Annotated in this window: 20 protein-coding genes; 1 reads left to right on the forward strand and 19 read right to left on the reverse strand. The window is 40.2% G+C overall.

Annotated elements, in window-relative coordinates:
• Nucleotides 1-159 precede the first annotated feature (159 nt).
• The 15 genes from BMSHG_RS08280 to BMSHG_RS08350 all read right to left on the reverse strand — a co-directional run bounded on the left by BMSHG_RS08280 (nucleotide 160) and on the right by BMSHG_RS08350 (nucleotide 14,278).
• Complete coding sequence (locus tag BMSHG_RS08280; protein WP_019153976.1) at nucleotides 160-711, reverse strand: manganese efflux pump MntP; 552 nt, start codon at nucleotides 709-711, stop codon at nucleotides 160-162.
• 92 nt (nucleotides 712-803) lie between these two features.
• On the reverse strand, nucleotides 804-1,850 hold the full coding sequence (locus BMSHG_RS08285) for an L-threonylcarbamoyladenylate synthase (protein WP_019153977.1): 1,047 nt from the start codon (nucleotides 1,848-1,850) through the stop codon (nucleotides 804-806).
• 154 nt (nucleotides 1,851-2,004) lie between these two features.
• On the reverse strand, nucleotides 2,005-2,451 hold the full coding sequence (locus tag BMSHG_RS08290) for a GNAT family N-acetyltransferase (protein ID WP_019153978.1): 447 nt from the start codon (nucleotides 2,449-2,451) through the stop codon (nucleotides 2,005-2,007).
• Nucleotides 2,452-2,580: 129 nt separating this feature from the next.
• Nucleotides 2,581-3,258 (reverse strand): stage II sporulation protein R, encoded by a 678-nt coding sequence (gene spoIIR, locus BMSHG_RS08295; protein WP_019153979.1) that lies wholly within the window; start codon nucleotides 3,256-3,258, stop codon nucleotides 2,581-2,583.
• Nucleotides 3,259-3,447: 189 nt separating this feature from the next.
• Entirely contained in the window at nucleotides 3,448-4,302 is an 855-nt protein-coding gene (gene prmC, locus BMSHG_RS08300) for a peptide chain release factor N(5)-glutamine methyltransferase (protein WP_019153980.1), read from the reverse strand.
• Nucleotides 4,295-5,368, reverse strand: coding sequence for a peptide chain release factor 1 (gene prfA, locus BMSHG_RS08305; protein ID WP_019153981.1), 1,074 nt, complete (start codon nucleotides 5,366-5,368; stop codon nucleotides 4,295-4,297). Before prfA ends, prmC begins: the two co-directional genes overlap by 8 nt.
• 171 nt (nucleotides 5,369-5,539) lie before the next feature.
• A complete protein-coding gene (locus BMSHG_RS25965; RefSeq protein WP_019153982.1) occupies nucleotides 5,540-5,938 on the reverse strand; it encodes a hypothetical protein in 399 nt (132 codons plus the stop codon).
• Nucleotides 5,939-6,336: 398 nt separating this feature from the next.
• Nucleotides 6,337-6,957: a thymidine kinase gene (locus tag BMSHG_RS08315; RefSeq protein ID WP_019153983.1), complete on the reverse strand. Its 621-nt coding sequence runs from the start codon at nucleotides 6,955-6,957 to the stop codon at nucleotides 6,337-6,339.
• Between the two features lie 203 nt (nucleotides 6,958-7,160).
• Entirely contained in the window at nucleotides 7,161-7,373 is a 213-nt protein-coding gene (rpmE, locus tag BMSHG_RS08320) for a 50S ribosomal protein L31 (protein ID WP_019153984.1), read from the reverse strand.
• Nucleotides 7,374-7,616: 243 nt separating this feature from the next.
• Complete coding sequence (gene rho / locus BMSHG_RS08325) at nucleotides 7,617-8,882, reverse strand: transcription termination factor Rho (protein WP_019153985.1); 1,266 nt, start codon at nucleotides 8,880-8,882, stop codon at nucleotides 7,617-7,619.
• A 441-nt stretch (nucleotides 8,883-9,323) separates the two neighbouring features.
• Nucleotides 9,324-10,286: a class II fructose-bisphosphatase gene (glpX, locus tag BMSHG_RS08330; protein WP_019153986.1), complete on the reverse strand. Its 963-nt coding sequence runs from the start codon at nucleotides 10,284-10,286 to the stop codon at nucleotides 9,324-9,326.
• A 58-nt stretch (nucleotides 10,287-10,344) separates the two neighbouring features.
• A complete protein-coding gene (locus tag BMSHG_RS08335; protein WP_019153987.1) occupies nucleotides 10,345-11,631 on the reverse strand; it encodes a UDP-N-acetylglucosamine 1-carboxyvinyltransferase in 1,287 nt (428 codons plus the stop codon).
• 368 nt (nucleotides 11,632-11,999) lie between these two features.
• On the reverse strand, nucleotides 12,000-12,650 hold the full coding sequence (gene fsa, locus BMSHG_RS08340) for a fructose-6-phosphate aldolase (protein ID WP_019153988.1): 651 nt from the start codon (nucleotides 12,648-12,650) through the stop codon (nucleotides 12,000-12,002).
• Between the two features lie 120 nt (nucleotides 12,651-12,770).
• Nucleotides 12,771-13,628, reverse strand: a complete 858-nt coding sequence (locus BMSHG_RS08345; protein ID WP_019153989.1) for a class II fructose-bisphosphate aldolase — start codon at nucleotides 13,626-13,628, stop codon at nucleotides 12,771-12,773.
• A gap of 278 nt (nucleotides 13,629-13,906) precedes the next feature.
• Complete coding sequence (locus BMSHG_RS08350) at nucleotides 13,907-14,278, reverse strand: response regulator (protein WP_019153990.1); 372 nt, start codon at nucleotides 14,276-14,278, stop codon at nucleotides 13,907-13,909.
• Nucleotides 14,279-14,667: 389 nt separating this feature from the next.
• Between BMSHG_RS08350 and BMSHG_RS08360 the strand changes: the two genes are divergently transcribed.
• Complete coding sequence (locus BMSHG_RS08360; protein ID WP_019153992.1) at nucleotides 14,668-15,189, forward strand: DUF2529 domain-containing protein; 522 nt, start codon at nucleotides 14,668-14,670, stop codon at nucleotides 15,187-15,189.
• Between the two features lie 174 nt (nucleotides 15,190-15,363).
• Here BMSHG_RS08360 and BMSHG_RS08365 read toward each other — a convergent pair whose 3' ends face one another.
• The 4 genes from BMSHG_RS08365 to BMSHG_RS08380 all read right to left on the reverse strand — a co-directional run bounded on the left by BMSHG_RS08365 (nucleotide 15,364) and on the right by BMSHG_RS08380 (nucleotide 22,520).
• Nucleotides 15,364-16,965, reverse strand: coding sequence for a CTP synthase (locus tag BMSHG_RS08365; RefSeq protein ID WP_019153993.1), 1,602 nt, complete (start codon nucleotides 16,963-16,965; stop codon nucleotides 15,364-15,366).
• Nucleotides 16,966-17,496: 531 nt separating this feature from the next.
• Nucleotides 17,497-18,048, reverse strand: coding sequence for a DNA-directed RNA polymerase subunit delta (gene rpoE, locus BMSHG_RS08370; RefSeq protein ID WP_019153994.1), 552 nt, complete (start codon nucleotides 18,046-18,048; stop codon nucleotides 17,497-17,499).
• A gap of 559 nt (nucleotides 18,049-18,607) precedes the next feature.
• Nucleotides 18,608-21,865 carry a fused isobutyryl-CoA mutase/GTPase IcmF gene (gene icmF / locus BMSHG_RS08375; RefSeq protein ID WP_019153995.1) on the reverse strand — a complete coding sequence of 1,086 codons (3,258 nt, stop codon included), beginning with the start codon at nucleotides 21,863-21,865 and terminating at the stop codon, nucleotides 18,608-18,610.
• A 16-nt stretch (nucleotides 21,866-21,881) separates the two neighbouring features.
• Complete coding sequence (locus BMSHG_RS08380) at nucleotides 21,882-22,520, reverse strand: TetR/AcrR family transcriptional regulator (RefSeq protein WP_019153996.1); 639 nt, start codon at nucleotides 22,518-22,520, stop codon at nucleotides 21,882-21,884.
• Nucleotides 22,521-22,525: the final 5 nt, after the last annotated feature.

A 22,525-nucleotide genomic window follows, 5' to 3' on the forward strand; every position in this document is an offset into this window, starting at 1 on the left:
GAAGATTTTTTTTGACAAGAAAACCCCTCCAATAGTCCTATTAGACAGATATTCCCATTGCTGTAGCCTTTTTTACCACTAGGATAAACGATATCATTTAGTACATTCATTTTTTTCATTATATCTTTTAATCAAATTAGGTAAATAAAAAAGCTGCCATCAAAGTAGCAGCAACTTAATCCCGAACGCAAGGAGGATCCCACCACCTAGGGCCTCGCTATACGTACCTAACCACCCTTGTACTTTTCTGCCGAGGAGCAATCCGAGCCATGTGAGGATGCACGCTCCCACTCCAAAACAAATCAACACTAAAACTGTTTTTGCGCCATAAATCCCTAAGGTGAGGCCGACTGAGAAACTGTCAATACTGACGCCTAGAGCAAAAAGAAGAAGCCCTAATCCGACAGGTGCAAACCGCGATTCTTCCTCTTCCTTAAAGCTTGACCAAATCATTTGCACACCTAAAAGAAGCAAAAGCCCACCACCAAGTAGTGCTGCTATTTCCCCAAATTGTTCTGATAGAAAACGTCCAGCTACCATCCCCAATAACGGCATTAGTACATGAAAAATGCCAATGGTGATACCAATTTTTAAGATCTGTTTTAATCTGATTGGGATCATGCCCATACCTAAACCAACGGAAAATGCATCCATCCCAAGAGCAAATGCCATGATCATTAGTGTAATCATTTCTCCGATAAATTCTGACATTCATGCTCCCCCTTTGGATCTGCTATTTTTAGCATATGCATGTCCATAGGGGGACAAGAACTAGAAGTCTCTTTGTAACAAAAATGTAATATTTATGCCTCTGTGATAACCTTATGTCCAGCTGCCTTTAGAAGACGATTCATAATCGCCACACCGACACCTTTATTTTCAAAAACTTCACTAAAAATAATCTCCACATCCGCTTTGTTAAAACTTCTCAAGGCATCATAGAGCCCACTTGCTACTGTTTCCAGCTGGCTCCTTCTCCCGCACACTTGAACGAAATCACTTGTATAGTAAGCCCGATTTTCCTCTGTGGTCAGAACACCCACTCTAAACCCTTCGTTTTTTTTGTCAGAGATGAGCTGCTGAATGTATTCCCTGCCCCCTTTTACTAGAAAAAGAGGGGCATCGGGGGCATAGTGCGTATATTTCATCCCGGGAGATTTCGGTGCTTCTTCCTGATTTGTTAATGCTGGATCGACCTTCACAATTCCAATTTCTGCTTCTATCTGTTCTTTTGTCACTCCACCCGGTCGCAAAATTTGTGGAAGCTCACCTGTACAATCCAATACAGTCGATTCAACTCCAATTCCCGTCGGACCAGCGTCGACAATGGCCGATACTCTTCCATTTAAGTCTTCCCACACATGCTCAGCAGTTGTCGGACTTGGTCTTCCAGAACGATTCGCACTTGGCGCTGCAATTGGCAGTCCCGATGCTTGAATGAGCGCTAATGCCACAGGATGTTCTGGCATCCGAATCGCCACTGTGGATAACCCAGCCGTCGCAATCTCAGAAAGAACTCCTTCTTTTTTTTGAAAAATAATCGTCAGTGGACCTGGCCAAAATGTCTTCATTAATGTTCTTGCCTTTTCCGGTACTGCATCCACAAATTCGTGAATTTGCTCAAGCTCACTTATATGAATGATTAGCGGATTATCACTTGGTCTCCCTTTTGCTTCAAAAATCTTGCGAACCGCATCGTCCGATTTTGCATTTCCACCTAGTCCATACACGGTTTCTGTCGGAAAAGCGACAACTTCATTTTGTTTTAATCGTTTCGCAGCATCTATAATTTGTGGATATGTGTTCAGATTATCCACATTTTTATCCACTTCTATATATTTTGTATCCATATCCTTCCACCTTCGTTTTCTCTCTATATAAACGGTACTTTCCTACTTTATCATGTTAGAAAGTATAAGAGAAGGGGAGACGAATCTCAAGGTTTATCCACAAATTGTGTATAAAAATGTTCAAAAAGTGGATAACTTTGTGGATATATCCACATTATTCAAGTTTTAAACCCATGAAAACAGAGTTATCCACATTCATGATGTATTTCACATGTTCAGAAGCAAATAATTCTTGTGGCAAATTCTCCTTTTCTTCCTTCTCAAAGCCTAATACAGAAAACAATGAAAGGGATGACGATTTATTTGTTGCGAGAAATAAAGAGTTGAACTCTTTTTCACGAGCCAACTGGAGCATTTGTTCAAGTATGAGAAGCAAATCATTTTCTCCCGTCCTTTGCGTCATCGCTAAAGAACGTAGAAGTCCTATCTTTCCTAACGGCTCAATCCCAAGTGTCGCTTGAATTCTTTCATTCTCATCTTCCAAAATTAAAAAGCAATCGATCGAATCCTCTACTCCATCCGTACCAAGATTTGCTTCCTTTAAAAACGCAACTAGCTTGTCCTTATCTTCTACTTGTGCACAGCGTACCAATGTTTCCATCTACAAACACCTCTTTTTATTAATATCTACTCTATTAATATGTGGATAAATTGTAGATAGAACCTTTTTTACTAGAATGAAAAAGTAGCCTTATCGAAATGATAAGACTACTAGGCTTGTGGGAAAAGATTACCCAAAAATTTTCTCAAAGATTTCGACTAGGAAAAATTTCACTTTCACCTGTTCTTCTTCGTCTTCTACGAAGAGAGGGTCCTCCTCTTCTTCTTTATCTTCTTTGTCTTCCTTTGCCACTTCTTCCACTTTTTCCTCTTCTTCCGCTTCATCTACCCCTTCATTGACCGCTACACTATTGGAAAAATCGAGAAAACATAGCGGTGGGAAGAGCACGCACCACCAGTTGGCCCCTTGACCTTCTCCAATCGTAACAAGAATTGCCTCATACTCACCTGCTGGATAGAGAAATTCACCATATAGCTTTGTGGGGAAATCTACTTTTTTATTATATTCCGCCTTTACTTCATGTTTACTTTGATTTTCACGTAATACATGTTCAGCGATTGTTTGAATTTCAGGAATTCGAGATTGGATTAATTGACGTGCCTCTTCTACCGACGTTAAATCTTCGACCCATTCTGTAATTTCTGTATTAATAGCATCACGGACTTTTCTTTTAACCTCTTGGTCTTGTTCATGATCACTATTTGCTAGAATTCGAAGTCGAATTGCCTCATTTGGAATGACGACTAAATCATTCGCAGTTACTTCGTTTTTTGGTATATATAAACTTAGAATTGTTGCAATTGATAGAATTAGTATGTAAGTCATTGCGATTGTTTTTGTTTTCATGTTTGACCACCCCTTCACCACTCATTGTGGACAGGAGGTGAGAATCTTAAACTAGTAAATTTATTTTTTTGCTAGTTTTTTTGGATATCGGTCTATTTCGGAATTTATCGGTCTAATTTGTTTTTTTCGGTCTAAATCCGATTATATCGATCAAACGCCAAAAAGGACTCATAAAAGAGCCCCATATAGTCATATTTCAGCAAATACCATCCGGTCCTTGCCATTGATGTCATTGATGATTTCGACGCTTGCCTGTGGAAACGTGTCTCTCAATAATTGTGCTACCAATTCCCCTTGACCAGCACCAACCTCAAAAGCAATGATGGCTTTTTCATTCATGACATGTGGAAGTTGCTCCATGAAACGACGGTATAGCACTAATCCATCATCACCAGCAAAGAGGGCGCGGTCGGGCTCATGTTCTGTTACCACTACCGACATCGTTTCCCGATCACCTTCAGGAATATACGGTGGATTGGATAAAAGCACATCAAATTTTTGTCCCTTTTCTATAAAGGGCGCAAGTAAATCTCCCTCGATAAATGAAATGTCTGCTCCATGTGTAGCCGCATTTCCTTTCGCTACCTCAAGGGATTCTTGCGCAATATCTGTTGCTGTCACCTGTAAGCTTGGCCTTTCGATCTTCATCGATACCGCAATCGCTCCGCTTCCTGTGCCGATATCGACAAGGGACACAAGCTTATCCCCAAACATTTTTTCAATCCGTTGCAAAGCATGATAGACGAGCTCTTCTGTTTCAGGTCTAGGGATAAGAACTTCTTTATTGACCGCAAATGGACGGCCATAGAATTCCTCATATCCAATGATATATTGCACAGGCTCACCTTCGCCATGTAAATAAACTGCCTTTTCATACGCTTCCCATACTTCTAAAGGTAGTTCATCATGGAAGCTGGCAAACAACTTCGCTCTACTAATTCCTAAATAGTGGCGAAGTAATAATTCTCCCGCATTTTCGTCTCGACCACGCTCCGTCAAAAAAGAAGAAGCCCACTTAAGGGCTTCGTACACTTTTTTACACATCTGAAGCACTTTCCAGCTTCGCAGATTGCTCTTCTAAAATTAACGCATCAATGATTTCATCCAATTTCCCTTGAAGAATCTGGTCAAGCTTTTGAATCGTTAAGCCGATTCTGTGGTCCGTCACACGATTTTGCGGGAAGTTGTATGTGCGAATTCGCTCTGAGCGATCTCCAGTACCGACAGCCGATTTACGATTTTGATCATATTCGGCTTGCGCTTCTTGTTGGAATTTATCATATACACGAGCACGCAATACCTTCATCGCCTTGTCACGGTTTTTATGCTGAGATTTTTCATCCTGACATGTAACAACGATGCCTGTTGGGATATGTGTTAAACGTACGGCTGACATCGTCGTGTTAACACTTTGTCCACCAGCACCAGAAGAAGCATACGTGTCAAAGCGAATATCTTTATCATGAATTTCCACTTCTACATCTTCTGCTTCTGGTAAAACAACAACCGTTGCCGTAGAAGTATGAATACGTCCGCCTGATTCTGTCTCAGGGACGCGTTGTACACGGTGGGCACCATTTTCAAACTTAAGTTTTGAATAAGCACCATTACCATTTATCATAAAAATAATTTCCTTTAATCCACCGACACCAGTGGAGCTGGATTCAATAACTTCCGTTTTCCAGCCTTGAGATTCTGCAAAGCGGCTATACATACGGTAAAGGTCACCTGCAAAAAGGGCAGCCTCATCTCCCCCTGCAGCTCCGCGAATTTCCATAATTACATTCTTATCATCATTCGGATCCTTTGGAATAAGAAGAAGCTTTAAGCGCGCCTGAAGATCTTCCACTCTTTCTTCGAGTTCACCAATCTCCTCTTTTACCATCTCACGCATTTCAGCATCTAGCTTTTCCTCAAGCATTGCTTTTGCATCCTGAAATTGGCTACGTACCTCTTTATATTCACGGTAAGTATCTACGGTTTCTTGTATATCGGATTGTTCCTTCGAATACTCACGTAATTTCTTTGGATCATTAACAATTTCCGGATCACTTAATAGTTCATTTAATTTCTCATAACGGTCTTCCACCGCTTGTAAACGATCAAACATGTGTTTCACCTCAGGTTTAATTCCCTTTTATGGGTTTGGCGTACATTGCATATAAATGAATCAATTTCCATGATGAAATCGACTGAAAATAGCTATAACATTCTAATTATAGTATAGTGGCAAAACCTCGTCAAAACCAATCCGAAAAAAACATGCCCATATTGAGCATGTTCAATCTTCATTTACCTTTACTTCAATATCATAACTTGGAAGGGCTCCGATTAAAAGTTTATGGAGCCTAGCCTGAGCAGCTAGTTTTTCCTTTGCAGTAAGGTCCTTGTCCGTGTGAGCAGTAACCCACATATCGTTCCCATTAATCCAAACAGAATCTGGCTTGAATTCACCGGTATCTGAAATCACCTTTTTAGCATGCTCTGTATCTGTGTTTTGATTTCGTTCAGAGCCTGTATTGATTAAATTAGGGTTTTGGTCGGACATCGTTCTTCCAGGAAGTTCACGATTGGTTACATTCGTACCTGTTGGATTCTTGTCCTCCACAAGTTCATCTTGGAGAGCTCCATCACAAGCTGTTAAAACGAAAAGAAATACGAGTAAAGAAAGTTTTCTCATTAACCTCACATCCTTACATCCTAATTTCATCTCTTTTTAGAATGCCCAATTTTAGAAATTGCGAGGAAGAAGTTATTTCCAAAGCCTGCATGTATCGATTGGAGATTAACTTCATAATCGCTGTTTTCGTAATGATGGTGGTTTTTTCGTAAATGTCCTAATTTTTTTCTCCGCAAAAAAGCCGACATTTACCCCTCAAACGAGGTTTTAGAACACAGATTATTTTTACGCGGCACTTTTCGCTTACTTGCTCCTAATTAAACGAGTAATAAATAGGGCTTTATCTCCTATCTATGACTAACTAGCAGCAATGTTTGCGTATAAAAAGAGCCTTCATAATAAAGAAACTCGCCCATCGCAAGCAACGGCAAGTTTCCTTTCTTTATAAAAATCCCTTATTAGACTGATTGAGAAGTAATATCCTTTTCAATCACGTTTGGGGACTTTGGGACTTCATGATGGTGACGACAGCGAGCTTCATATGCTTCGGATGCTCCAACTAAAATAACCGGATCGTCATAGGAAGCTGGGTTCCCGTTAATCAAACGCTGTGTACGGCTAGCCGGCGAACCACAAACCGTACATACTGCTTGAAGCTTTGTCACAGATTCAGCAATCGCCATGACATTTGGCATTTGACCGAATGGCTCGCCACGGAAATCTTGGTCAAGACCAGCGGCAATGACACGATGGCCACTATCTGCTAAATGCTGAATGACGTTAAGTATTTCTGAATCAAAAAATTGAACCTCATCGATCGCAATAACGTCCTCGTCTGATTCAATATGCTTAAAAATGTCCATTGAGTGAGCAATTGGAACGGCATTGAATGATGTACCATTATGAGAGACGACAGCATCATTGCTATAGCGGTTATCAATTTTCGGCTTAAAGACAGCCACTTTTTGTTTTGCATATTCGGCTCTACGAACACGGCGAATTAACTCCTCCGATTTCCCAGAAAACATGCTTCCGCACACTACTTCTACCCAGCCGTGATGATGATTTACTACATACATGTACAGGCCTCTCCTTCCATGATACATACGATTCAAATCATTGTCACAATGTTCTAACTTCAGCAAAAAAGAGTTTTACCTTTTTACTGAATGCCCACACTATGAACTCGATTGAATCTATGTAAACGATCTATATAAATTTCCATGAATTAGATAAATTTGAAATAAAAAACAGGCAAAGGTTCTGCCTGTTTAATGATTGATTATTGTTGTTGTGATTTAAGGCCATATTTCTTGTTGAAGCGGTCAACACGTCCGCCAGCTTCAGCGAATTTTTGACGGCCAGTATAGAATGGATGGCACTCAGAACAAGTTTCAACACGAATTTCTTGTTGAACAGAACCTGTTTCAAACTCGTTACCGCAAGCACATTTCACCATTGCTTTTTTATAATTTGGATGAATTCCTGATTTCATTCCTTTTCAGCTCCTTTTCGCCCTGAATCTTTCGAGACAGAGTTATCTATACAGCATAGTTTGGCCATGCTGCTAAAATTCTTAAACGCACAAAAACTATTATAACAGCGCAAAATATGAATTGCAATATGGGAAATTTTTTACACCAGACTAGATGTTGATTTTTATCGGTGTTAGCATCGATTCAATGAAATTTTATCAGGGCAATCTTTCAGCGCTAATGAAATCCGTGAGAACCGGTCATTAAGATCTTTTCGCCTTAATTTCCTCATCAAGCTTAGCAAAGAATTCTTCATTGGATTTAGTTGATTTTAGTTTGCGTAAAAACTTGTCCACGAAGTCTGGGCTATCTGTCATTGATTTACGGATGGCCCATAGCTTATCAAGATGATCCTTCGGAATAAGAAGTTCTTCTTTACGTGTACCAGAACGACGAATATCAATCGCTGGGAAGATTCTTCTCTCAGCAAGTCCACGATCAAGGTGGAGCTCGAGGTTTCCTGTTCCTTTAAATTCTTCATAAATGACATCATCCATACGTGAACCTGTATCTACTAGTGCCGTAGCAAGAATCGTTAAGCTTCCACCCTCTTCAATATTACGGGCTGCCCCAAAGAAACGCTTCGGACGATGGAAAGCCGCTGGATCGATCCCCCCGGAAAGAGTACGACCACTTGGTGGGATGACAAGATTGTATGCACGAGCTAGACGTGTAATACTATCCATCAAAATGACGACATCTCTTTTATGCTCAACCAGTCTCATGGCTCTTTCTAACACGAGCTCAGCTACTTTAATATGGTTCTCTGGAACTTCATCAAAGGTAGAGCTGACGACGTCGCCTGCAACAGAACGTTCAATATCGGTTACCTCTTCCGGACGTTCGTCAATGAGGAGAACGATTAATTCTGCTTCTGGATGGTTCGTTGTAATACTGTTGGCAATTTGTTTTAAAAGGACTGTCTTACCTGCCTTTGGCGGTGCTACGATTAATCCACGTTGACCAAACCCAACAGGTGCAATTAAATCCATTATTCTTGTAGACATATGCTTTGGAGTTGTTTCAAGCTTCATTTGTCTATCAGGGTAAAGGGGAGTTAATGCTGGAAAGTGAACGCGCTCTTTCGCTGATTCTGGGTCATCGCCATTGACTGCTTCCACATGTAGAAGACCGAAATATCGCTCATTCTCTTTTGGAGGACGTACTTTACCTGAAACTTTATCACCGTTTCTTAAGTCAAACCTTCTAATTTGTGAGGCGGAAATGTAAATGTCTTCTGAGCTTGGAGAATAATTAATCGGTCGAAGGAAACCAAAACCTTCAGATTGAATAATCTCAAGTACTCCCTCCATGAAGAAATACCCTTCCTGCTCCGCACGTGCTTTTAAAATCGCAAAAATTAATTCTTTTTTTGTCAGTTTACTGTAATAGGATACTCGATACGTCTTCGCAAGCTCATAGAGTTCCTTTAGCTTCATATTTTCTAAACCTGAAATTGTTAATTCCATAATTACACCACTCTTTAAATTTAATAAATTGGATTGAATCTTGTGCCTCTATTTTTAATGAAAAAGGGCTTCTCTAAGAAATAAGGAAAGATTGCGTTTTGAGGCTATAGGAAGCATTAGAAGAGAAAAATTCACTTATTTTCTGACATTTCCATTGGTCAGAGCAATACGAAAATAGTCATTTACTTTCAAAATAAAAAACAATTTTTATTTTACCCTGTTTTACAAATATTAATCAATATAAATTTTTCAAATAGGTTTGAATATCTTTAATTTTACGGAAGTTGGAAGGACCTTTGTATAGGAAGGAGTTAAAGTATTGTATTCGACATCAACTTTCTAAACCCTTTTTTTAAACGAACTCTGGCTCAAAAATTGTTCAAGCCAGAGTATTTAATGCTATAGATTGTGGGTTTTCGTAAAACCACCGCGAGAAAAATCTTATTTAATCACTAAATTTGGTTTCTTTTTAAGACTATGACGACCCTCAACAAATCGAATGGTTCCTGATTTTGCTCTCATGACGAGCGTGTGGGTAGAACCGTATGCTCCCTTGTATTGGACGCCTTTTAATAATTCCCCATCTGTGATTCCGGTTGCAGCAAAAATGGCATCGTCACCCTTAACAAGGTCCTCCATGCGTAATACCTTGTTGACGTCGATCCCCATCTTCTTGCATCTTTCTAATTCGGCATCATCCTGTGGAAGCAGTCTTCCTTGAAGTTCTCCACCAAGGCATTTTAAAGCCACTGCTGCCAGCACTCCTTCAGGGGCTCCACCTGAACCAAATAAAATGTCTACCCCGGTACGATTGAACGCCGTATTGTAAGCACCGGCAACATCGCCATCATTAATGAGCTTAATACGGGCACCTGCTTCACGGATCTCTTCGATGATTTTGGCATGGCGCGGACGATTCAACACCGTTGCCACAACATCCTCAATGTCCTTATTTTTCGCTTTTGCAACCGCTCTTAAATTATCCGTCACGGAAGCATTAATATCGATTTGTCCAACGGCTTCAGGTCCAACCGCAATTTTGTCCATATACATGTCTGGTGCATGGAGTAAGTTTCCACGGTCTGCGATTGCAATAACCGCAAGGGCGTTCCATCCTCCTGAAGCAACAATATTTGTTCCTTCTAACGGATCAACTGCCACATCCACTTCAGGGCCATTTCCAGTCCCTAGCTTTTCACCGATATAAAGCATCGGTGCCTCATCCATTTCACCTTCTCCAATTACGACCGTCCCTCTCATCGGAATCGTATTAAAAACATCTCTCATTGCAGTAGTAGCTGCATCATCTGCTTCGTCCTTTTTCCCTCTACCCATCCAACGTGCAGACGACAGCGCCGCTGCCTCTGTCACGCGAACAAGCTCCATTGATAAACTTCTTTCCATCGGTCTTCCTCCCCCAAATCTGGTAACTCTATGACGCACTAAAAAAAGTGTTACCTTCTTAAGCTTGTTTCATCTGCTCCATTTCTTCTTTTGAAAGTTGTTCTCTCCAAATGGTCGCACCTAAACCTTCAAGCTTCTCAACAAGATGGCTGTAACCTCTATCTATATGGTCTACACCCGTGATTTCTGTAACGCCCTCTGCAATCAATCCAGCAATTACGAGAGCAGCTCCAGCACGAAGATCACTCGCCTTCACCTTAGCCCCTTGTAGCTGCACGGGTCCGCTGATAATGGCGGAACGTCCTTCTACCTTGATGTTGGCATTCATTCTGCGCAATTCATCAATATGCTTAAAACGGGCTCCGTAAATCGTATCTGTGACAACACTTGTCCCTTGTGCCTTTGTTAATAACGACGTAAAAGGTTGCTGAAGATCGGTCGGAAATCCTGGGTAAACAAGGGTTTTAATATCTACCGCTTTAAAAGAATCCGCTTTCCCAACAAACAATTGATCATCCTGCGTATCAATTGGTACGCCCATTTCGCGAAGCTTAGCAATCAGAGATTCTAAATGTTGTGGAATAATATTATCGATGAGTATTCCATCTCCCACTGCAGCTCCCAAAATTAAGTATGTTCCCGCTTCAATACGATCAGGTATGATTGTATGCCTGCAACCATGAAGCTCGTCCACTCCATCTATGCGAATGACATCGGTTCCGGCACCTTTTATCTTCGCTCCCATATTGGTTAAAAGAGTAGCGACATCAATAATTTCCGGCTCTTTCGCTGCATTTTCAATAATCGTACGTCCTTTTGCACGGACAGCTGCAAGCATAATGTTGATCGTAGCGCCAACACTGACCACGTCTAGGTAAATTCTTGCACCGACGAGCTCATCTGCACGTAAATAAATCGCTCCTTGCTCGTTCGTAACACTTGCACCTAACGCTTCAAATCCTTTTATATGCTGATCAATCGGTCTCGGTCCTAAGTGGCAACCCCCTGGTAAACCGATCACCGCTTTTTTAAATCGACCAAGCATGGCACCCATTAAATAATAGGATGCACGAAGCTTTTTCACCTTGCCATTTGGCAAAGGCATCGAAATCATGGCGGAAGGATCGACGGTCATTTCATGATTTGAAAACTGTACAGTTCCTCCAATTTCTTCTAAAAGACTTTTGAGTAACTCGACATCAGAAATTTCAGGCAAACCTTCAATCGTAACAGGTGAATCGGCCAAAATAGTTGCAGGGATAAGAGCCACTGCACTATTTTTTGCACCGCTTATCCGCACTGTCCCTTGCAAAGGGTAGCCGCCTGCAATTTTGAGCTTATCCATCTCTGACTCCCTTCTATACTTGATGTAAGTAGTCCCTTCATGGGTCTAAATGATGAAAGGAATTGGTTAACCCATCTACTTGCTTATTTAGCAATATTGACATGTTCTAGCAAATACATTCGTGTTTTCAAAAGGCTCTTCTCGCAAACATTGTTACTTTTGGAAAGCAATTAAGAAACAAAATGCCTGTTTTAGGGAGCGAAAAATGCCGTCGCACACTTCATGTATAGCTATAAACCTAATATAAGGGTAAAAACCGGCCTCTGTTTTTTTACAAATAACCACAATCTATTACGAAAAACAGCGTTTCAAAAAGAGGTTGTTCCTTTAACCACTTTACCATAAATGTACAATTTCAGTGTAATTTATTATTTTGATTCACGCTTGTTCCAATCTGCCAAAAATGCCTCAATTCCTTTATCTGTTAAAGGATGAGAACATAGCTGCAGAATAACCTTATATGGGATGGTAGCAATATGGGCACCTCGTAATGCTGCCTCTGTTACATGTTGTGGATGTCTAATTGATGCTGCAATAATTTCAGTATCAATATTGTGGATGGCGAAGATTTCAGAAATAGTGGATACAAGTTCTAGTCCATCGTGACCGATATCGTCAAGTCTGCCTAAAAATGGTGAAACATAGGAAGCTCCTGCACGAGCTGCTAGCAATGCTTGATTGGAACTAAAAATGAGCGTCACATTTGTTTTAATTCCTTCTTTGGAAAAAACAGATACAGCCTTCAATCCTTCTGGTGTCATCGGAACTTTAATCGTAATATTTGGGGCGATTTTTGCTAATTCACGGCCTTCACTGATCATTCCTTCTGCATCAAGCGCAATCACTTCTGCACTTACTGAGCCTGGGACAAGTGCTGTAATTTCACGAAGACGATCTTCAAATGTAACATTTTTTTCTTTTGCTACAAGAGATGGGTTCGTTGTAACACCTGCAATGACGCCAAGTGAATATGCTTCTTTAATCTCTTCTATATTTGCAGTATCGATAAAAAATTTCATTATGAATTTCCCCTTTATAAATAAAATTATGTAAAAATAAAGAATTTGAGAAAAATGAAATTAAAACCGCCTTAAGGAAAAAGGCGGTTTCTATGTCTTCGTGCTACTTGTTATGGATGATTACGCTTTTCCTGAAGAACCGAATTCACGCATTTTGCCAATAACTGTAGCTTTAATAGCATCACGTGCAGGTCCTAAGTATTTACGTGGATCGTATTCATTTGGCTTTGCAGCTAATACTTCACGTACTACTTTTGCAGAAGCGATTTGGTTTTCAGTATTTACGTTAATTTTGGCAGTTCCTAAAGAAACGGATTTTTGGATATCCTTTGTAGGAATTCCAGTACCACCATGAAGTACTAAAGGAAGACCTGTTGCTTTCCCGATTTCCTCCATTTCCTTGAAGCCAAGGTTTGGTTCGCCTTTATAAGGACCGTGAACAGAACCTAAAGCTGGAGCAAGACAGTCAATGCCTGTTTGGTTTACAAGCTCTACACATTCTTGTGGATCAGCATAGATAACGCCTTCTGCTACGACATCATCCTCTTGTCCACCGACAGTACCTAATTCAGCTTCAACTGATACACCTTTTGAATGAGCGTATTCAACCACTTTCTTAGTTGTTGCTACATTTTCTTCAAATGGATGGTGAGAAGCATCAATCATTACAGAAGTAAAGCCAGCATCAATTGCTTCTTTACATTTATCAAAGCTTGATCCATGGTCTAAATGGATCGCCACTGGAACAGTAATTTTGTAATCTTCTAAAAGACCTTCAACCATTTTAACAACAGTTTTAAAGCCTCCCATATAACGACCTGCTCCTTCAGAAACACCAAGAATAACTGGTGACTTTTCTTCCTCAGCAGCTTGCAAAATAGCTTGAGTAAACTCTAAGTTATTAAGATTAAATTGGCCGACAGCATAGCCGCCCTCTTTTGCTTGAATAAGCATTTCCTTCATTGAAACTAAAGGCATTTTTCTTCCTCCTTTTACATGATCTAGTCTCCCAATGGCCGAATTACTTTAAAAGTTTTCCCTTTATCATTCACAGTTATGTACTTTATATTCTGAGCCTTGTGAAGAATGATCCTGTAAAACATTCTACCAAAGATAAAAAGGAAAAGCTATTGAGATTGTGGACAAAGTTCAAAATATGTAATAGAAAAAAAACCGTCAGAACACTTGAAAACGTTGTCTTTTGCGGCACTTGAAACGGTGAACCCCTATCACAAGCACGTTCTCATATAAAAGGGTTACGCTTCCGGTAATGCAATATATTTTTTTACTGCTTCTCGTATATCATCAATATCAAATGGCTTTGCAAAATGGGCAAGAGCTCCTAAATTTTTCGCCTCTTGAATCATATCCAATTCCCCATATGCTGTCATGATAATGACACGAATGTCTTGATTAATCAATTTCATTCTCTTTAAAATTTCAATACCATCCATTCCTGGAATTTTCATATCTAGCAGCACTAAATCTGGACAATTGTTGGTGACAATATCTAAAGCTTGTACCCCATTCGCCGCTTGATGGGTCTCATATCCCTCTTTTTGTAGTACCTCGTTTAACAGAATACGGATGCCAAACTGATCATCAACAATTAGTATTTTCCCCTTCATTAAACCACCTCTTCCTCAATTTAGAATCTACTTTGATGCTGTTGCAAAAAAACTGTATGTATATGAATTTCAGCATGGTCCCCAAATGAAGAAAAACCAATATTATAGAAAAATAAAAAATAGTTCAGTTACATTCTTTTTCCCCAATTGTTTAGAACCATCCTGAAAGACATTCTATGTTTAGCTCTTTTCCCTAGATGTAAGAGAAAGAAACCTATAAGAAGTGGGCAAATTTTTTCTATTATTTTTGCCAGACGATTGATGGAAAATGTTGATAATCCTTCCCCTAGATTAAATTCTATTTTTCCTTTACAGATTCCTGCATAATAAATCATTATTTTGCCTTTTTCTAAAAAGCTTTATTATAATCGTGATGAGGAGGTTTTATTATGTTAAAAATGTTTTCTACCCAATTAACGGGGTTGTTTAATCGAATACATGAAAAAGAGGAATTTTCTTTTGAGGATGGTGCCAGACTGCTTGCACAAGCGGCTGTCGGTGACGGACTTATTTATTTATATGGCAAGCAAGAAATGGCAGCCGTCTTAGCAGAAGCCTTCGATAGTAAAGAGCCCTTGCAAAATGCCAAGCGTTGGGACGGAAATGAGGAAAATATCACGGTTGCGGATCGGGTGATCCTTTTTTCTACTTATTCCGATGATGAAGAAGCAGTTTGCGCAGCAAAGTGGTTAGCGGGACGGATGATTCCATTTGTTGCTGTTTCAACTCATATCAGTGACGGTGAGGCCACTCTTGCAGAACTCGCTGACGTTCATATTAATTTAGGCTTAAAGCGAGCGCTCCTCCCGGATGAAGACGGTAGTCGTTTTGGTTACCCCGCTTCAATGGCAGCCTTATTTGTGTACTATGGATTGGCGTTTACATTGCGGGAGATATTGGCAGATTACTAAGATGGAATGGGTGTGAAAAAATATGATAGCAGAGGAGCTCGAAATAGGATCTCGTTCTGCTATTTATCGTTATTCACGTTTTTCCGCAAGATTTCCATCCTGTCCGAATGTATATCCACATCCCAAACCATACAAAAATGGCGTGCTAAACTGTGCACGCCACTTTCAATATTGTTAGTTATTTACCTTCATCGAAGCTTCGACAAAGTCTCTAAATAATGGTTGTGGACGGTTTGGTCTTGATGTGAATTCAGGGTGGAATTGACAAGCGACGAACCAAGGATGGTCTGCCAACTCAATAATTTCCACTAAACGTCCATCTGGACTTGTTCCAGAGAAGATGAAACCAGCCTTTTCCATTTCTTGACGGAATTGATTATTGAACTCATAGCGATGACGGTGACGCTCATAAATCACTTCATCTGCGTATGCTTCAAAGGCTTTTGACCCTTCTGTTAGCTTACATGGGTATAAACCTAGACGAAGCGTTCCGCCTAAATCTTCGATATCCTTTTGCTCAGGAAGCAAATCAATAATTGGATGGGTCGTATTTGGAGCGATTTCAGCTGAATGTGCATCGGCATAGCCTAGAACATTACGAGCATACTCGACGGACGCTAGCTGCATACCTAAACAAATACCTAAGAATGGCACCTTATTTTCACGAGCAAATTGTGTCGCAAGAATTTTCCCTTCAATTCCACGATCTCCAAATCCACCTGGAACAAGAATTCCATCTACACCTTGAAGAAGTTCTTGCACATTGCTTTCATTCACTTCTTCTGAATTAATCCACTTAATATCAATGTCTGCATCAAATGCATAACCTGCATGCTTTAACGCTTCGACAACAGAAATGTATGCATCTTGTAGCTCAACATATTTTCCGACAAGCGCAATTTTCGTTGTTTTCGACAGGTTAAGGACTTTATCTACTAATGCCTTCCATTCGGTCATTTCTGCATCTGGGGCTTGAATTTTCAAATGATCGAGGACGATTTGGTCCATTTGCTGATCTTGAAGTGTTAGCGGAATCGAATATAGTGTGTTCGCATCCCGACATTCAATCACTGCCTTTGGATCAATATCACAGAATAAAGCAATTTTGTCCTTCATATCATCAGCAATCGGCATTTCTGTGCGGACAACGATGATGTTTGGCTGAATCCCTAAACTTCTTAACTCTTTCACACTGTGCTGAGTAGGTTTTGTTTTCAATTCCCCAGCTGCTTTAATATAAGGCACTAATGTACAGTGAATATACATGACATTGTCGCGACCAACATCGCTCTTAATTTGACGGATTGCTTCTAAAAATGGCAAGGATTCGATATCGCCAACCGTTCCACCAATCTCTGTAATCACGACATCTACATTTGTTTCTTGACCAGCACGAAAGACTTTATCTTTAATTTCATTGGTGATATGTGGAATAACCTGTACGGTTCCACCTAAATAATCTCCACGACGCTCTTTTTGAAGAACGGTTGAGTAGATTTTTCCTGTTGTTACATTGCTAAACTTTGTCACGTTGATGTCTACAAAACGCTCATAATGACCAAGGTCTAAATCCGTTTCAGCACCATCATCTGTTACAAAAACCTCACCATGTTGATACGGACTCATCGTACCAGGATCCACGTTTATGTATGGATCGAATTTTTGAATCGTTACACTTAGTCCACGATTTTTCAACAATCTTCCTAGTGAAGCAGCAGTAATCCCTTTCCCTAATGAAGAAACTACTCCACCAGTAACAAAAATATATTTTGTCATGAATGTTTTCCCCCTAAAAGTTTAATTTTTTTATTCATTCACAAACGAAAAAATCGGTAAAAAACAGATGTATATAAGTTCATCATACCTAACTTGAAATTGCCCCGTTTTCCTTAAAACAAAACCTCATCTTTTACGCTTGTAAATTATTACGATGTCTGATTGCCTAAATCAGGGGTAATAGATATCTATACAAAAGCCTCCTGAAAAGATCAGTGGACTATAAATCCAACGTATCTTTATCCACTAGTTTTCTCAATCATGATTTTTCTTATCTATCTTTAGCAAAAATTGATCAACTTCTTAGCATAGACTAGCTCTACATAAAGCTTGTGAGACTCTTCTATGTAAATAAAAGAGTCTCCCTTAAAAAAATTGAATTAAACTACATGATTGAGAAAAGAGCTTTAGATAAAATAAAAACGCCCCACTTACAAAATTTGCAAGGGGAGCGTAAATCATATAACGATACTGTTCCTTTTTTAAGGAGCCCAAAAATGATTCTACAAGCCTCTCATAAAAAAGTCAAGATTATAAATCCTCGTCTTCTTCCTCATCAAGATCTTCATCCAGATCATCAAAGTCGTCATCTTCGTCATCATCAGTTAGAAGATCCTCGTCTTCGTCATCTTCCTCAAAGTCATCATCAATATCTTCATCGTCTTCGTCAATATCTAAAAGAGCTTCATCATCGTCATCATCAGCTAGGATGTCATCGTAATCGATATCGTCTTCATCTTCATCATCAAAATCTAGATCCTCGTCGACCACTTTCTTCGCCTTTTTCTTCTTCGGCTTTGTTGGTGTAATGACTTCTTCCTCTGATTGATCAACTGGATACCAAGTTCTTAGACCCCAGCGGTTGTCTCCTAAAGAAAGAAAACGACCATCAATATTTAAATCTGTATAGAATTGAGCAATTTTTGTACGTACTTCTTCTTCGGTGAGACCTAGAGTCGCTGTGATTTCATCCATAATTTCTTTAAATGAAGCCGGTTGCTTCTGATTAACTAAAAGTTCATATGCCATATCGATTAATGGCATTTCTTGCAATTGTTCTTTTGAGAATTGTTTAAGACTCAATATTCGCACATCCTTTCACCATCTAAAAACACTATAGACCTAGAGCATGATCAGTTACAATGACTGTGAAACCTTCTATTAGCACGCTCTGATTGCATATTCTCCATTATAAACAAAATAATGCCCTTTATGCTAGTTTCAGTTAGACAATCTGTTACTTTTTTCTAAAATTTGGTGAACATGCTCATTTAACGTGATTTTTGCTTTATTTTTTGTTTCCGTTTTTTCTTAGACGGATGGGATAACTGATCAAAGGCAAGCGTGAAAAAAAAGATCGCAAATAGGAAGAAAGAAATAGATCCCAACGACCGTTCATATAAAAATACAAGAGTCAAAAGGAGGACTCCAAAAATCATTAAAACAAAAATCGGCCTTCTCAATGTCGCTCACATCCCATTATGCATACTACCTAGATTATAATGTAAATTCATTGATAATGTGAGAATTCGATAAATATTCTTTTGTTAAAATATCATTAAGGAAGCCCTGATTCTCATGGAGTAGCCTTAAGATGAGCAAAATTCAGACCAGAGAACGTGATTTCTCTGGTCTAATATGCTTACATATTTCTGCGATATTGTCCTCCCACATCATATAGGGCTCGGGTAATTTGTCCCAGACTCGCTACTTTGACCGTTTCCATCAACTCAGCAAAAATATTGCCTCCGCTGATAGCCACTTCTTTTAAACGTGCTAAAGCAACGCCAGCTTTGTCTTCGTTTCGCTTCTGGAACGCTTGGAGATTGCGGATCTGTAATTCCTTTTCCTCTTTAGAGGCACGAGCTAATTCCATATTATCCATTTCCTCTTCTGAAGGCGGATTTGGATTCAAATAGGTGTTTACACCAATGATTGGAAGCTCCCCTGTATGTTTTTTCATTTCATAATACATCGACTCTTCTTGTATTTTCCCTCGTTGATATTGCGTTTCCATTGCTCCTAACACGCCACCCCGGTCATCCATGCGTTCAAATTCTTGTAGTACCGCTTCTTCGACCAAGTCGGTTAACTCTTCAACAATAAAAGCTCCTTGTAGCGGATTCTCATTTTTCGTTAAGCCATGCTCTTTCGTAATAATCATTTGAATGGCCATCGCTCGTCGGACCGATTCTTCTGTTGGTGTTGTAATCGCCTCATCGTATGCATTCGTATGAAGAGAATTACAATTATCATGCAGCGCCATAAGCGCCTGCAGCGTTGTACGAATATCATTGAAATCAATTTCCTGAGCATGAAGAGAACGGCCTGAAGTTTGGACATGATACTTCAACTTTTGACTACGCTCGTTAGCCCCATACTTATTTTTCATCACCGTTGCCCAAATCCTTCGAGCCACTCGTCCAATGACCGTATACTCTGGGTCTAAACCGTTCGAGAAGAAGAACGACAGGTTTGGTGCAAAGTCATCTATATGCATCCCCCTACTCAAGTAGTACTCCACATAGGTAAGACCATTGGCAAGTGTAAATGCGAGCTGGGAAATTGGATTTGCTCCTGCTTCTGCAATATGATAACCAGAAATCGACACAGAATAATAATTACGTACTTTTTCGTCAATAAAATATTGCTGGATATCGCCCATCATTCTTAGAGCGAATTCTGTGGAAAAGATACACGTATTTTGTCCTTGATCCTCTTTTAAAATATCAGCCTGAACGGTACCGCGTACGGTTTGTAAAGTTCCTGCTTTCACTTCTTCAAACTCTTGTACAGTTAAAGAGCGACCAAGTTCTTGTTCCTTCTTCTCTACTTGCTGATGGATGGCCGTATTCATGAACATTGCTAAAATAATCGGCGCTGGACCATTAATGGTCATCGAAACAGAGGTCGAAGGATGACAAAGGTCAAAGCCTTGGTAAAGCTTTTTCATATCATCAAGTGTACAAACACTGACTCCACTTTCGCCAACTTTACCGTAAATATCTGGACGATAATCTGGATCTTCTCCGTATAAGGTGACCGAATCAAAGGCGGTGCTCAAGCGTTTTGCTGCATCATCCTTTGATAAGTAATGAAAGCGGCGATTCGTTCGTTCAGGAGTTCCCTCTCCAGCAAACTGACGCTTCGGATCCTCGCCCTCTCGTTTAAATGGAAAAACGCCTGCTGTATAAGGAAAGCTGCCAGGAACATTTTCTTTGTACACCCACTTAATAATCTCGCCATAATCCTTGTATTTCGGCAATGCTACTTTTGGGATATCAAGCCCAGACAAACTCTTTGTTTTTAAAACAGTGATGATCTCTTTATCACGAATTCTTATCACAAATTGATCGCCTGCATATTTTGCCTTTGTTGCTTCCCAATTTTCGAGGATGTTCTTTGATTCAGATGTAAGCTTGCTTTCAACTTCTTCTTTGATACGTTGAAGAGCCGTAAATGCTTGATCATTTCCATCCCTTTCTTGCAACGCTTCCATTGCCCCTTCTAATTGGAAAAGTTTTCTTGCCAACTCGACCTGTTCTTCTGCTCTTTTGTGGTATTTGCGTACCGTATCGGAAATCTCTCTTAAGTAGTAGCGACGATCATTCGGAATGATAATGTTTTGCTTTTCCACTTTTGCTTTCTTGCTCAAGGAAGTGCTCCAGTTTGTACTCATTTTGCCATTGATCGTTTCAATTAAAGCGGCGAATAAAGCGTTTGTCCCTGGATCATTAAATTGACTGGCAATCGTTCCATAAACCGGCATATCCTCTAACTCTTTTTCGAAAAGCATATGGCTTCGTTGGTACTGTTTTTGCACTTGTTTTAAGGCATCCTCTGAGCCCTTGCGCTCAAATTTATTGATGACAATTAAGTCGGCATAATCGATCATATCGATTTTTTCCAACTGTGAAGGGGCGCCAAACTCACTCGTCATTACATACATGGAAATATCACATATATCAGTGATTTCAGCATCTCCTTGCCCAATCCCGCTTGTTTCAACGACGATTAAATCATAGCCCGCAGCCTTCACAACGTCGATCGCATCTTTAATCGCAAGGGACAGTTCTGATTTCGAGTTCCTTGTTGCTAAGCTGCGCATATACACCCGCGGCGAGAAAATGGCATTCATGCGAATACGGTCACCTAGTAGTGCCCCACCAGTTTTCTGCTTTGTTGGATCAACCGACAAAATGGCGATCTTTTTTTCAGGAATTTCGTTAATAAAGCGGCGAATTAATTCATCGGTTAAAGAACTTTTCCCCGCACCACCCGTTCCGGTAATCCCGAGGACAGGCGCTTGTTTTTTCATGGATTTAATTTGTTCTAATACGGTTTCAGTTGCCGTCGCGACTTCATGGGTTTGATGCTCCGCTAATGTGATGAGCTTCGCTGTAGCAAGGACGTCTCCTTCTGACACTTTGGTGAGATAGTCCGAGACATTTGCTGAAACGGTTGGAAAATCGCATTCTTCCAGCATCAAATCGATCATCCCTTGCAGACCAAGCTTTCGTCCATCATCTGGTGAAAAAATCCGTGCGATTCCGTAGTCATGCAGCTCTTTAATTTCGCGAGGGATGATGACTCCACCACCGCCACCATAAATACGGATGTGTGATGCTCCTTTTTCTTTTAACAGGTCATACATATATTTAAAATATTCCACATGCCCACCTTGATAGGAAGACATCGCGATCCCTTGAACATCCTCTTGAATGGCCGCATTGACCACTTCCTCGACAGAACGGTTGTGCCCAAGATGAATCACTTCTGCCCCGCTTGCCTGAAGAATGCGGCGCATAATATTAATGGAGGCATCATGCCCATCAAACAAACTCGACGCAGACACAAAGCGAATATGATTTTTCGGCCGATAATTAGTGTGCGTACTCATATTTCTCCCTCCTCGTTCACTTCGTTGGGACTTCTTTTTTCTTAATCCCTTCAAAAATAAGCTTTATTTGAATATCGATATACTCCTCTAACGAGTACTTCTTTTGAATATTCCAACGGCGAAATGCCCACATTTGTCCAAGTACGACGATGTTATGGGACATGAGTTTCACTTCATCACGAGTTAAGTCAAGCTCCCCATTTTCTACGCAACGATTAATAATATCCTCAATGATGAGTGCCATCTCCGCTTCCTTCCTAAGCACATACGGAAGGGCATCCTTGGAAAGGGATTTAGCCTCCTGATACATGACGAGCACCTCATCTTGTAAGTCATCGACCACTCTAAAGTATTGGCCCATGCCAAGTTTAAGACTTTCGAGCGTCCCCCTTTTCGTGTCAATGTCTTTTTGGAGGCGGTTGTGCACCTCATCATAAATGCTGTCACATACTAAATACAGGACATCTTCCTTCGAACGAATGTATTCATATAACGTCCCGATGCTAAAGCCAGCTGCCTTCGCTATTTCTCTCGTGGTTGTTCGGTGGAATCCCTTTTCTTTAAAAAGCGTGACAGCTCCTTTTATCATTTGATTTCTCCGTTTCATGACAAGCCGCTCATCTTTTACAGAAGCATGAACTTCACGCTTTTTCATCGCTT

Source organism: Robertmurraya massiliosenegalensis JC6, assembly GCF_000311725.1.
Lineage (GTDB): Bacteria > Bacillota > Bacilli > Bacillales > Cytobacillaceae > Robertmurraya > Robertmurraya massiliosenegalensis.